The sequence below is a fragment of the Agrobacterium sp. 22-209-1 genome, assembly GCF_053522485.1.
Genome location: NZ_JBNWCH010000001.1, coordinates 851,700 through 864,784 on the forward strand (window position 1 = coordinate 851,700; position 13,085 = coordinate 864,784).

The following is a 13,085-nucleotide window of genomic DNA, read 5'->3' on the forward strand; positions in this document are numbered from 1 at the left end:
CTCCTCGGGTCGACTTGTTCTCTCCCTTGAAGTCGACGCGCAGAAAATAAAGCCTGTTCCTGTCACGATCCTGTCAAGCCGTTAGCGACCGCCTTGACCTCTGGATCGGGCCGATCTTGATCTGCACAGAGTGCTATGCGATGGTTTTCAGGTGCGGGTATTTCTGGTCGAAGATACACAAGATGTTGGAGAGGCAATTTGCCGCCGATTTCAGCAGACGGGGCATTCCGTCGACTGGATTTCGGATGGGCTTTCTGCGTCCAACGTCCTTTCCTACACCGACTACGACCTCATCATTCTCGACGTGATGCTACCGGGCATGGATGGCTTTGCCATACTGAAGGCGTTGCGAAAATCTGGCAGCACCGCGCCTGTCCTCGTATTGACCGCTCGTTCCGAGATCGACGATCGGGTCAGCGCATTGGATCTTGGCGCCGACGATTACCTGATAAAGCCGTTCGATTTCCGTGAGCTGGAGGCGCGCGCGCGGGTGCTGCTGCGACGACGTAGCGGCGGCGACGCCACGAACATACTCGTCTGCGGCGATGTCAGTCTCGACAGGACCAATCGCAGCGTTCGGGTCGGCAAACGGGAGGTGCAGTTGAAGCGGAGGGAGATGACGCTGCTCGAAGTGCTGGCTTCGCGCCCCGGCAAAGTGTTCAGCAAGGAGGAACTGCTGGACCGCCTGTTTGGCTTCGACGAGGCGGCAGGCCCGAATGCGATCGAGCTTTATGTGGGCAGGTTGCGTAAAAAGCTCGAAGGCGCCCAAACCCGCATCGTGACAGTGCGTGGCATGGGCTACCAACTGGTTTCCGATGCTGGCGCATAGAGGCTCCCTCTTCTCTCGCCTGATGCGCCGCGTCGGCATCGTGCTGGCCCTGGGCGCAGCAGCCATGATCACAGCTGCGTTGTATTATGCGCGCGCTGCCGCCGACGAAGCGTATGACCGGCTTCTGCTGGGTGCTGCGTTTCAGATGAGCGAAGGGCTCGTCGTCTCCGATGACAAACTCACTTTTCAACTTCCAACCTCTGCGTTTGAACTTCTGGGGCTCGCGCAACGCGACCGCATCTTCTATCGCGTCCTTGATACTGAAGGAGAGACGCTGACAGGTTATCGCGATCTTGGAACTCCCCTGGAGATTTCGCACAGCCGCCCCGCTCCGCTCATTGAAAACGCCGTCTATCGCGGCGTCGATGTTCGCATGGTCACGCTATCCCACGCGATCACGATCAATGAGGAAACGAAATGGGCCTATATGATGGTCGCCCAAACGACGGAGGCACGCCGTGCGCTCATCTCGGAACTGATGACGAGGGCGATTTTCATCGTGAGCCTGATGAGCCTGCTTGCGCTCGTCGGCACTGCCTTTGCAATCCGCTATTCGCTGCGACCGGTCGAGACGCTTGGCGAGGCTTTGGCAAGCCGCGAACCGCAAGACCTAACACCCTTGTCCGTGTCGGTCCCCGGCGAACTTTGGCCCTTCGTTGCCTCTATAAACCACTTCATCCGCAGGCTCGATGAACGCGTGCGTTTGATGCAACGTTACGTCGCAGACAGCGCGCATCAGATACGAACGCCCCTTACAGCGTTATCGGCGCAGGTTAGTCTCATCAATGAGGAAAGGCTTGCACCGGAGGATCGGCGCCATCTGGAGCGTGTCCGCAACAGAACGTCGGAGCTTTCACGCTTGACCAACCAACTCCTCAATCATGCCATGGTGATCCATCGGGTCGATTCTGCGCAACTTGCCCCCCTGTTCCTGAACGAGGTCGCCCGTGCAGCCTTTCGCCAGGCAATACCGATCACGATCGATCCGGATATTGTGGTGTCCTTCGAGCCGGATGAACAACAGCTTCAAGTGATGGGCGACACGTTAAGCCTTCGAGAGGCCGTGGCCAACATTATCGACAATGCATTGCGGCACGGAGCCGAGACACAGCTGGCAGTGCGCGTGGAAAATTGTGGCGACTTCGGGTTGATCGTCATCGAGGATGACGGTCCTGGCATTCCTCAAGCCGATTGGGAGAGCGTCACCGAACGTTTCTTCTCGACGCGCAGCCAGGGACCGGCGTCTGGTTTGGGATTTGCAATTGCTGCGGAGGTAGCGCGCGCGCTGGGGGGGAGGCTTGGGTTTCGCGAGAAGACAGAAACGGATTTGTTTGCCGTCTATTTGGAACTGCCGCTGATCAAGCAGGAACGGCCATGAAAAGCGTTTACTCCGCCATCGCAGCCATTTCATGTTTCTGCCTCATCACCAGCGCCCATGCAGTGGAAGGGGATAGGGAGTTGTTCCCGGCGAAGGGAATTGAGGAAACGGGGCGCCTTCTCATTCATGCGGCCACGGATCTTGAAGCCATGCGACCAATCGTTTTGGATTTCCAGGAGACCGCGCCGGGGGTCGCTGTCGAGATCCTCGACTTTGTGACCAATGATTTGTTTCGTGAGGTTGCTGCTGCCTGCGCGGACGGAAGGCAAAATGCCGACATCATCCTGTCTTCCTCCGTTGATCAACTCGTTCGTTTGGCAAATGACGGCTGCGCACAACCGCACCAGTCCAGTGAAACCGCCAAGGTTGCCAACTGGGCCAACTGGCGTGACGAAGTGTTTGGCTTTACCTTCGAACCTGTCGTATTTGCCTATGACAAGCGTGCGATTCCACCAGAAGACGTTCCGACCAGCCACGTGGCGCTGGTCGATCTTTTGCGCCGCAAGCCGGATGAATATCGCGGACGCATCGGCACCTATGATATCAGCGCCTCTGGAATTGGTTATCTTCTGGCCTTCTACGACTCGCGCCAGGCGCCAACGACCTATGGTCGCCTGCTCGAGAGCATCAGCCGCGTGGAGCCCGTGATCCGTTGCTGCAACAATGAGGTGCTCGGCGCCTTGTCGACGGGCGAGATTCGTATTGCCTACAACGTCCTTGGGTCCTACGCCTATTTCGCGATGCGATCCAACCCGGCGCTGGGTATCGTTATTCCCCAGGATTACACTCTGGTGCTGTCTCGCGGCGCGATGATACCTTCGACAGCACGAGACGCTGTATTGGGGCGCCGCTTTCTCGACTATCTCCTCTCTGATCGCAGCCGAGACATCGCGTCGCGCTCGTCTTTCTTTTTCGCCGAGAATGCGCCACTTCCCGAGGGTGTAGAAGGACCTGAAGATCTGATCGAATCCGGAGTGGGGAGGCCCATCCGCATTGGACCCACACTGCTGGCGGCCCAGGACGAGATTCAACGGCGCACCTTTATCGATAGCTGGTACCGACTGATCCGGCCATACAGCTTGCCAAATCTGGATTTATTCAAGCGCTGATCGCAAACGATTATCCAATTCGGCTACACCGGCAAATCCGTCAATAACCACCCGTCAGGACGATGGTCTCGCCTGTCATAAAGCTACAGGCCTGCGACGACAGGAAGATCGCGGCACCCACCATTTCTTGCGGCTGCCCGGCACGGCCCATCCAGTTCAGCGTCCGGACGTATTCGGCCCAGCCTTCGGGATCCTCATCACGACGGTTGGCATTGCGGTCGGTGTCAATGAGGCCGGGCGCGAGCGTGTTGAGCAGCACATTGTCGCGCGCGTAGTCCCGCGCCTGACTCTGGATCAGATTGTGTTGCGCCGCCTTAGTGGCGGCGTAAGCGGTAACGATGCCCTTCGGCCGCAGCTGATTGACCGAGCCGATGGAAACCACCCTGCCCCATTTGCGGGCCGCCATGCGCGGCAGAGCCGCCTGCAGCATATCCACCGTCGAGCCCAGATTGACTGCCAGCTGAAACGCCAGATCGTCAGGCGTCAGTTCCGACAGCACGGCGTTGATCTGGGCGCTGGCATTGATGACAAGAATATCGACCGATGCGACCGCCTCGGCCCGCTCGATGAGATCACGGCCGGCGCCCGGCTGGGAAAGATCGCCCGCCAGTTCCTGCGCCGTACCGCCGCCTGCGACAATCCGCTGTTGCACGGCTGCTGCGGCGCCCGGCTTCACGCCATGAAGAATGACATGGGCACCCGCGCCCGCCAGCCCCTCGGCAATGGCGGCGCCTATGCCGCGGCTGGAACCGGTGACGAGCGCCGTGCGGCCTTTCAGTCCAAACACGCTTTCGAGACGCATCCTTTATCCTTCAAACAGCGAGATGTGCGCGCCGGCGATTCCCGGGCGGCAGGAAAACAGGCCGCCGGAGAGCGGCGCGTCGGCGAGTGTCGACGCCGGCAGGCGCGTGCGGGCGCTGGTGATGAACAGCGTCGACAGGTCCGGCCCGCCGAAAGCGATGCTGGAAGGACGCGGCACCGGCATGTCGATCACCTGATCCAGCTTGCCGTTCGGAAGATAACGGCGCACGCACCAGCCATCCCAGATCGCGCACCAGACACCGCCTTCCGCATCCACGGCCAGCCCATCCGGCCGGCCGTCTGACACGGGAATGCGGGCGAACTCACGGCGCTGCGACAGGGCGCCCGTCGCCGGATCGCAATCATAGGCGTGGATAAGGCCGGGCACGGTGTCGACGAAATAGAAGGTCCTGCCATCGGGGCTCCAGCCGAGACCGTTGGAGACGATGATGCCCCCTTCCTTGCGCTCGGATGCGCCATTGGCATTGATCCGATAAAGCGCACCCGTGGGCTTGGAGGCGTCGATACGCATCGAGCCGACCCAGATCGCGCCATCCGGCCCGCATTTGGCGTCGTTCAGGCGGTTATCTGCAATGCCAGCCTCCGGGCTGACGAAGGGGGTTAGCCGGCCGGAGGCGAAATCCAGCCATTCGACGCCGTCCTGCGATGCCACCAGTAACCGTCCCTCGGTGACCGGAATGACCGCGCTGACCAGCTTGCCGGTCTCGCAGGTTTCGTTGCGGCCAGTCACGGGATCGAAGCGGTGCACCGCCGGATGCAGGATATCCACCCAGTAGAGCGCGTTTTCCCCCTCGTGCCAGACCGGGCTTTCCCCCAACTGCGCACCCCATGGCAGAATGCAACTGAGTTCGGCGCTGGGGCGGCCCGTTGCCGAACGCGGGCGGGGCCGCGAGCTGATCGCCACGGCCCCGGCGGCGCCGGTAATGCGGCGGGCGGCGGCAATCAATTCACGCCCGGCGGGATGGATATTGGAGGAATCCAGTCGCGAGGACGGCCCGAGCGCAACGAGCACGCCCATCGGCGTATTGTCACGCCCCATCACAGGGGCGGCGACCGAATTCACCCCCGGCAGATGCTCCTCGTAGGAAATCGAATAACCCCGCGCCCGGGTCAGCGTCAGATCGGCCTGCAGCGCATCGAGGGTGGTAATGGTTTTGGGTGTCTGCAGATCGAGCGTCAGGCGATCCAGCAGGGCGCGGCCGACGGCGGGGTCCTGAAAGGCGAGCAGCGCCTTGCCCGGTGCGGTGCAATGCAGGGGAACACGGCGTCCCACCTCGACGCGCACCGAAAGACCGTTCGGCGAACGTTCCGCCAGATATTGCGTCATGGTGCCGTCAAGCCGGCACAATGCAACCGTTTCCCCCAGTTCGGCCGCCAGCCGCTCGAGTTCCGGCGTCGCCGCCGAGACGAGATCGAAGCTCTCCCAGACCTTGTGGGACATTTCCAGAAAACGCTGGCCCAGGACATAGGTGCCACGGGCCTCATCCTGACGGACGAGGCCATAGGCGATGAGAGTGCGCAGGATGCGCGCGAATGTCGGCTTCGGCAGACCGGAGGAACGCAACAGCTCGGCAAAACGCAGCGGTTCCGGCGCATCGGCGACCATGTCGAGCAGGGTCAGCCCCTTGGCCAGCGCCGCCGTGCCGCCCGGTGTCTCCGGTTTCATCGCCTCTGCTCCTTCGCTAATCGCAGCCGCCTTGCGGCCGCCGCGTCGTCCAGCATCCGGTCCATCGTCCATTCAGCTTCAAACCCCAAAGTGTTTCTGATCCGCTCGTTGGACGTATGGTAATAAACGCCGTCGCCGGGAAAATCGACTGTCACGATGGGCAGGCCGGTCAGCGCCGCTATCTTCGGCAAAAGCACGGCGAAATCGGCCGGTTCATCGGCACCGAGGTTGAAGGTGCCGCCCGCCGCTTCGGGGTGATCGAGGGCAAGCAGAATGCCCGCCACCATATCGCGCGTATCCGTGATGTGCATGCGGAATGGACGGCCGTTTTCGTTGCGCGCCAGTATATGCGACGGCTCACCGATATCGCGGGACTGAAGCAATTCGGCGATGACAGTGTTTCCGAAATTCTGCTGCTGGCGAATGCGCGGCCGCAGGAAAAACCGGGGACCGGAAAAGAAACTCTCCTCATCCAGCAGTTCCGCCGCATCCTGCGTATGCGAAAAACGCAGGATCACCGTTTCCATGGCGCCGCTTCGCTGATGAAAGCGCACCAGTTCTTCGCCCAGAAGCTTGGTCAAGCCATAAGGTGAATTTGGACTAAGCGGATGGTCCTCGGTGACGGGCAGGAATTCCGGCCGGTTTTCCGGATAGACCTCACCCGACGAAGCGAAAACGAACCGCCGCACGCCAGCCGCTGAAGCCACATCCAGAAGCCGGCGGGTGCCCTCGACATTGACGGCGAACATGCGGTCGCGATCCGCCGGGACCCATGACATGAAAGCTCCCAGATGCAGAACGGCGCTCACACCCTCGATGGCGTCGGACAGCGCCCGCGCATCTTCCAGCGAGCCGACAACCTCCTCGCCGCCGCTTCCCGATGGCCTGAGATCGAAACCGCGAACGGTGCGGCCCTGCGCGCGCAAGGCGGCAACAACGGCACGGCCGACACGACCTGCCGATCCGGTGACGAGGATCATAGCCGTGCTCCGGTCTTTGCATCGAAAAGATAAAGCTGCATTGGATCGAAACCGAGCCGGAGCGCCCCATTGCCGGGAAGGCTGCCGGTATGCGAGACGCGGGCGATCAGCCCCTTGGACTTGCCCTCCTCGCCATCCGCGACCCTTGCGCCTTCCGCATCGAAATAGACGTATTTTTCCGATCCGAGGCTCTCCACCAGCGTCGGACGGACATCGAAGGTAACCGGCGCATCGCCCAGAACGAGATGTTCCGGCCGCAAACCGACAATCACGCCGCCCTCCCGGCCGACAGCGCCCGGCAGGGAGACCTGTTGCCCAAAGAGGGTAACAGTGCCGTCGTGCAGTTCCGCATTGAGGAAATTCATGCCCGGCGAGCCGATGAAACCGGCAACGAAAAGATTGGCCGGATTGTTGAAAAGCTCGTCGGGTGCGGCGATCTGCTGGATGATGCCGCCCTGCATGATGACGACGCGGTCCGCCATCGTCATCGCCTCGACCTGATCATGCGTCACATAAACGGTGGTGACACCGATGCGCTTGTGCAATGCGCCAATCTCGGCACGCATGTGGACGCGCAGCTTGGCATCGAGGTTGGACAGCGGCTCATCCATCAGGAAGGCCTGGGGCTGGCGCACGATGGCACGGCCAAGTGCCACGCGCTGGCGCTGGCCGCCCGAAAGATCCTTGGGCTTGCGATCGAGATAGGGGGTCACTTCCAGAATGCGCGCCGCATCGTCAACCCGGCGATCGATCTCGGCCTTGTCCGTGCCGCGCATCTTGAGGCCAAAGCCGATATTCTGGCGAACGGTCAGGTGCGGATAAAGCGCATAGTTCTGAAACACCATGGCGATGTCGCGGTCACCCGGCGCCAGATCCGTCACTTCGTTGTCGCCGATGAAGATCTGGCCTTCGCTTGCCGGTTCGAGACCGGCGAGGATTTTCAGCATCGTCGACTTGCCGCAGCCGGAAGGCCCGACCAGCACCACGAACTCGCCGTTCTCGATCTCCAGCGAAAAGGGCCTGAGGACGTTTAGCGCGCCGTAGGACTTGCTGACGTTGCGAATGGAAATATTGGCCATGCTTATTTCTCCGCGCCAGCGGTGAGGCCGCCGACCAAATAACGTTCAAGGAACAGGTAGATTGCGATGATCGGCAGGGCGATGAACACGGATGCGGCAGAAATGTCGTTCCAGTAGGTGACATATTCGCCCTGCATCGTGGTGATGCCGAGATTGGCCGTCCAGTTGTCCGGCGAGTTGACGAGGAAGGTGCGCGCATAGGCATAGTCTGCCCAGCTGAGCACGAAGGCATAAAGTGCGGTAGCGGCAAGCCCCGGCGTGGCGATCGGCAGCACAACACGCACCATCGCGCCGATGGGCGAGCAGCCGTCGACCATGGCAGCCTGTTCCAGTTCCTTCGGAATGGTGTCGAAATAGCCTTTCAGCATCCATGTGGCGAAAGGAATGATCATTGTCGAATGCGCCAGAACCAGCGTCCACAGGCTGCCGATCAGGCCGAAGCTGGAAAAAATCGAAAACAGCGGAATGACGAGCAGCGTCGCGGGCAGCATCTTCGCCGTCAGGACGAAGAGACCCATGGTCGCGCCGCCCCGCATGGAATAACGCGACAGCGCATAACCGGCGCTGACCGAGACCAACATCGACAGCGCCACCGAGCCGATGGCCGCCAGCATCGAATTCCAAAGCCACAGCAGGATCGGTTTTGCCGCCCAGACACGGGCGAAGATGTCCCACTGCGGATCGTCCGGCCAGAAGGTTGGCGGCAGGCGGTAGAGTTCATCGGTGGTGGAAAGTGCCGTGACCAGCAGCCAGTAGACCGGGAACAGGATCATCACCAGCGTGAAGATCACAGTCGCGTAAAGGGCAAGGCTCTGTAAAAATGTCCGTTTCATCAAAGCCTCCTCAATAGATCGATTTCGAGCGCCGGCCGAGCATCAGGAGGCTCGCGACGATGCAGATCACCAGCGTCAGCACGCCGACGGCGGCGGCCCGGCCGAAATTGTGGTACTGGAAGGCCTGGTCATAGGTCATGATCGAAAGCGTCTGGGTTGAACGCAGCGGCCCGCCGCCGGTCAGAACCTTGATGATCGAAAAGTCGCGGAACACCCACAGAAGCGTCAGCACCAGCGTCACGCCCAGCACCGGCATCAGAAGCGGCATGGTGATCCAGCGAAAACGCTGCCAGACACTTGCGCCATCCACCTTGGCGGCGGCGTAATAATCGGCGGGAATGGACTGCAGGCCGGCCAGACACATGATCGACACGAAAGGAAAACCCTTCCACACCATGGTGATGGCAACAGCCCAGAAGGCTGCCGTGGAGCTGCTCACCCACGGGATCATCTGGTCGGTAAAACCGAGCTTGATCGCCAGCCAGCCGAAAAGGCCGAAGGAGGTGTCGAACATCCATGCAAAGATGACGACCGCGATGATTTCCGGCACCGCCCAGGGCAGCGCCATCCCCAGCCGCGCGACGGTGCGGCCCTTGAAACGGTTATTGGCAAGAAGCGCCGTACTGAGGCCAACTGCGACGCTTCCGGCAGTAACGACGATGACCAGCTTTAGCGTGACCCAGCAGGCCAGCCAGAATTCCGGCGACGAAAACAGCCAGTTGTAATTCGTCAAGGAGAACGGGCGGCTGGCGCCGCCGAGCCTCGGTATCTTGACCTGCTGGAACGACAGGTCGATGGCCAGAACGAGCGGCCAGACGATGATGGCGGCAACCATCAGGACCGCGGGGGCGATCAGAATATAGCCGAGGAGATGTTGCCGGCTGGGACGCGCAAGATCAAAGAACTTGCGACGCCCAGCCCGAACGGGTTCGGTCATGGATGGTCCTCCTGCCGGATGCGGATGATGGCCATGGCCCTTTGCGGGCCATGGCAAGACAACAAGATCAGGACAATGGGGGATCAACCCTTGATGGCTTCGGCCTTTGCCTGCATGGTTTTCGCCACCTCCGCCGGATCGAGATCCTGAATGATCATCCGCTGGCTTTCTTCCATCACCATCTTGCTGAACTCGTTGTAGAAAAGCTCAAGCCCGGTCGGAATGCGGTCGATACCGGCTTCAGACGCGGCCTTCATTGTCTCGATCAGCACCGGAAAATGCGGGATGGTCTTTTCGACGCCAGAGACATCCGCTTTCGGGCTAGGCGGGGTGTTGCCGCCGAGGATAGCGTAACTACGCTGGAATTCCGGCGTCATCGTCAGCTTGATGAAATCCCAGACCAATGCCTTCTGGTCGTCGGGAATATCGGCCGGCATGGCAAGCACGTTGGAAGACCCGCCAAGCGGCGGATGAAGCGGCGGTACGGCATAAACAATGTCACTCTTGGCCGAACCCTTTTCGGTTGTGCCATAAAGCCACGGCCCATCGAGCCGCATGGCCATCTTGCCATCGGCAAACAGCTTGCGCACGTCGCTGGCGCTCATGTCCACCGGGCTGATGCCGCTTTTCATCACGGTTTTCCATCGGGTCAAACCTTCCACCATCTGCGGCGTGTCGATGGTGATTTTGCCGTCCTTGTCGGTCCAGTAGGCGCCGGCGTCGAGGATATAGTTCAGCATTTCCGTCAGATATTGCCCCGGACCGCCCTTGGTTTCATGGCCTGTTCCGAACTGATCGACAATACCGTCGCCGTTCAGATCCTTGGTCGTGGCTTTTGCAGCGGCCAGAAACTCGTCATAGGTCTTCGGAACTGCAACGCCCGCTTCTTCGAGAAGCTTCTTGTTGTACGCCATCACGAAACCGAAATAGTTGGTCATAATGCAGACGGTTTCACCGTTCCATTCGCATTTCTGCTGGCCGGCCCAGCCCGTCATGTCGATACCGTCCTTCTTCAGCCACGGATCGAGCGGCTCCAGCCAACCGCTATCGGCAAACATCTGGAATTCGAAAGACGCCAGATGCACGATCTGCGGCGGCTGGTTGGCTGCAAAAAGCGTCGTCATCGTGTCGGCATAGGAACTGCGCTCCGCCTTGGTGAACTCGATCTTCACGCCCGGATGCTGTTTCTCGAAGGCGGCAATGGCGGAACGCCACCATTCGCCCGTGCCGGCATCATCGGTTTGCCAGGAAATGAACTTCAGCACGGTATCGGCCATGGCAGGGGCAACGGCCCCCATCGTTACCAAAACGGCGGCCGCGGTGCTGAGCGCCAGCTTTTTCATTCTTTTTGTCATGGTTTCCTCCTCCAAAAAACCAAATCAGATGCGTTCAATCAGACCGAGTGCCGCCTCCGACGGTCTTACCCCAAGTCCCGGTCCCGAAGGCAGGTGATATCTGCCTTCGCGGCAATCCATGTCGCCCTCCAGCAGGCGGCGGTTGGGTTCGAAGATCGAGTGCTGGAATTCGTGCCCCTTCAGCATCGACAATGTCGATGACGCCTGCAGGCTGGCGGCAAGGAAAATGCCGGCGCCGACTGTTGCGTGCGGGATAACATCAATGCCATGCTCGGCGGCAAGAGCGCCGATGCGGATAAAATTGGTGATGCCCTTGTGACCCATTTCCGGCTGCACAATGGCGATACGGCAGCGCTCTATGCGGGCGCGCATATCCCAATGGGTGCGCCATTCCTCGCCGACGGCTATCGGAACATCGGTGTTCTTCGAAACCCTCTCAAGACCGGCAATGTCCTCCGTCCAGACCGGAGCCTCGGCGAACCAAGGATCGAAAGGTTTCATCTCGGCAATGAGCTCCAGCGCCCGCTCCGGCGTCTGATTCCAGTGCATGTCGGCGGCGATCTTCGCCTGTGGACCAAGCACCTGCCGGAGATTGGCGATTTCCGCCGCCGGGCCGTCATCAGCCACCGGCGTTGCGAATTTGAAGGCATCGAAACCACGATCCTGCCAGTATTTCGCCAACTCTCCACGAGCCTTCAGCGTTTTTTCAGGCAGGCCGGAAACATAGGCCGGAAACGTATCTACCCCGCCGCCAAGAAGATCGCGGATGGATTTTCCGGCTTCCTGCCCAGCAATATCCCAGAGCGCGATATCAAGCGCGGCGAGCGCATCGACGTAAAAGCCGCCGGTATAACCGCGCACCCGCATCATGTCGTAGAGGTCGTCATAAACAGCCGAAGGATCGGACGCATCGCGGCCGATCACGAAACCGGCGAGAAGATCATTGATGAGGGCGGCGACCGCGCCGGGGGCGACGATGCCATAGGTCTCGCCCCAGCCGACAGTGCCGGCCTCGGTGGCCATGCGCACCAGCACGCTGCGGTCGAAGGTGGGGTAGACCGTGCGATTGCCCTTGCGCACGATGTAGCCGTTGGGATTGACCACCTCGCCTTCCCTAAGCGCGCCAAGATAGGGCACCTTGCGCGGCTGGGTCAGCGTGAAGACTTCGACTGTTGCGATGGGGCTATTCATGCGGCCTCCGCGGCAACAAGGCCGAGTTCGACCAGATTGGCGTCGATATCGGCAAGCGCCGCCGCATCGAGCTCGGGTGTCGGCGCGCGCACGCCAATGCCGTCGATCACCCCTCGGCGGGCCAGCACATATTTGGTCAGCCGCATGCGATAAACAGCCTGCAACACCAGAAGCGGCAGGGTTCGGATATAGATTCTCCGAGCCTCCTCCTGCCGCCCCGCGACAAGCGCCCGGTCGATGGCCACATGTTCCTCGGCAATCTCCAGCGCCGGCATCGCCGCCGTAGCGCCTCGGGCATATTCGTCGAGAATGTACCGCGCACCGCCGCCGCCGATGACGCCCTTCAGCGTCGAAGGCGCGTGGGCGATGATGTGGCTGATGGCCGGACCGGCGGGAAGCGTTTCTTCCTTGACGTAGGCGACCTGCGGCAAGGCGCCCACGATCTCCACAATCGCCTGTGGCGAAAGGTCGGAGCCGCGCGGCGCAGGCGCGTTCTGCAGGATGATTTCAACCTCGGGCAGTGCCTCGACTATTCGCCCGAGGAATTCGATCAGCGCCGGCGCATCCGTGCCGACGGATTTGGGCGGCTGCACCATCAGGTGGCGAATGCCAAGCGCCGATGCCGCCCGCCCGTGCTCGACCACCTCACGCCAGTCGGCCGCACTGGCGCCGGCCACAACAGGCACCCGACCGGCCACCGCATCCACGACGATCTTCAAGAGCGTTGCACGCTCGGCGGCATTCAAAGTCTCCACCTCGCTGGCGAAACCGGGAAACACGACACCATCCACGCCCTTGTCGAGCGCAAAGACCACCAGCCGCTTCATACCCCCTTCGTCAATGCCGCCATCCGCCAGAAAAGGCGTGGGCAGAACAGGCAAAATCCCCTTGAGGCCAGCCACCATC

At 60.9% G+C, this 13,085-nt stretch carries 12 protein-coding genes; 3 read left to right on the forward strand and 9 right to left on the reverse strand.

Features of this window, described 5'->3' with window-relative positions:
• The first annotated feature begins 151 nt into the window (after window positions 1-151).
• The 3 genes from ACQZ48_RS03975 to ACQZ48_RS03985 are packed head-to-tail and all read left to right on the forward strand — an operon-like array spanning window position 152 to window position 3,316.
• The gene (locus ACQZ48_RS03975; protein WP_077983549.1) at window positions 152-829 is read left to right on the forward strand and encodes a response regulator transcription factor; all 678 of its coding nucleotides are present in this window, start codon (window positions 152-154) and stop codon (window positions 827-829) included.
• On the forward strand, window positions 789-2,207 hold the full coding sequence (locus ACQZ48_RS03980; protein WP_244614269.1) for a sensor histidine kinase: 1,419 nt from the start codon (window positions 789-791) through the stop codon (window positions 2,205-2,207). Before ACQZ48_RS03975 ends, ACQZ48_RS03980 begins: the two co-directional genes overlap by 41 nt.
• Window positions 2,204-3,316, forward strand: coding sequence for an ABC transporter substrate-binding protein (locus tag ACQZ48_RS03985; RefSeq protein ID WP_448728559.1), 1,113 nt, complete (start codon window positions 2,204-2,206; stop codon window positions 3,314-3,316). The genes ACQZ48_RS03980 and ACQZ48_RS03985 overlap by 4 nt, the downstream gene beginning before the upstream one ends.
• A gap of 40 nt (window positions 3,317-3,356) precedes the next feature.
• On the opposite strand, the gene ACQZ48_RS03990 is transcribed toward ACQZ48_RS03985, so the two are convergent.
• From ACQZ48_RS03990 to ACQZ48_RS04030, 9 genes are all read right to left on the reverse strand, one after another.
• The gene (locus ACQZ48_RS03990; protein ID WP_077983552.1) at window positions 3,357-4,118 is read right to left on the reverse strand and encodes an SDR family NAD(P)-dependent oxidoreductase; all 762 of its coding nucleotides are present in this window, start codon (window positions 4,116-4,118) and stop codon (window positions 3,357-3,359) included.
• Window positions 4,119-4,121: 3 nt separating this feature from the next.
• Window positions 4,122-5,804, reverse strand: coding sequence for an SMP-30/gluconolactonase/LRE family protein (locus ACQZ48_RS03995; RefSeq protein ID WP_448728560.1), 1,683 nt, complete (start codon window positions 5,802-5,804; stop codon window positions 4,122-4,124).
• The gene (locus tag ACQZ48_RS04000) at window positions 5,801-6,784 is read right to left on the reverse strand and encodes an NAD-dependent epimerase/dehydratase family protein (RefSeq protein ID WP_448728561.1); all 984 of its coding nucleotides are present in this window, start codon (window positions 6,782-6,784) and stop codon (window positions 5,801-5,803) included. The genes ACQZ48_RS03995 and ACQZ48_RS04000 overlap by 4 nt, the downstream gene beginning before the upstream one ends.
• Window positions 6,781-7,863, reverse strand: a complete 1,083-nt coding sequence (locus tag ACQZ48_RS04005; RefSeq protein ID WP_448728562.1) for an ABC transporter ATP-binding protein — start codon at window positions 7,861-7,863, stop codon at window positions 6,781-6,783. The genes ACQZ48_RS04000 and ACQZ48_RS04005 overlap by 4 nt, the downstream gene beginning before the upstream one ends.
• Before the next feature lie 2 nt (window positions 7,864-7,865).
• Window positions 7,866-8,696: a carbohydrate ABC transporter permease gene (locus tag ACQZ48_RS04010; RefSeq protein ID WP_046800465.1), complete on the reverse strand. Its 831-nt coding sequence runs from the start codon at window positions 8,694-8,696 to the stop codon at window positions 7,866-7,868.
• Window positions 8,697-8,706: 10 nt separating this feature from the next.
• A complete protein-coding gene (locus tag ACQZ48_RS04015) occupies window positions 8,707-9,633 on the reverse strand; it encodes a carbohydrate ABC transporter permease (RefSeq protein ID WP_077983557.1) in 927 nt (308 codons plus the stop codon).
• A gap of 83 nt (window positions 9,634-9,716) precedes the next feature.
• Window positions 9,717-10,988, reverse strand: a complete 1,272-nt coding sequence (locus tag ACQZ48_RS04020; RefSeq protein ID WP_077983616.1) for an ABC transporter substrate-binding protein — start codon at window positions 10,986-10,988, stop codon at window positions 9,717-9,719.
• Window positions 10,989-11,012: 24 nt separating this feature from the next.
• Window positions 11,013-12,179, reverse strand: a complete 1,167-nt coding sequence (locus tag ACQZ48_RS04025; protein ID WP_173991183.1) for a mandelate racemase/muconate lactonizing enzyme family protein — start codon at window positions 12,177-12,179, stop codon at window positions 11,013-11,015.
• Window positions 12,176-13,084, reverse strand: coding sequence for a dihydrodipicolinate synthase family protein (locus ACQZ48_RS04030; protein ID WP_077983617.1), 909 nt, complete (start codon window positions 13,082-13,084; stop codon window positions 12,176-12,178). The genes ACQZ48_RS04025 and ACQZ48_RS04030 overlap by 4 nt, the downstream gene beginning before the upstream one ends.
• Window position 13,085 lies beyond the last annotated feature (1 nt).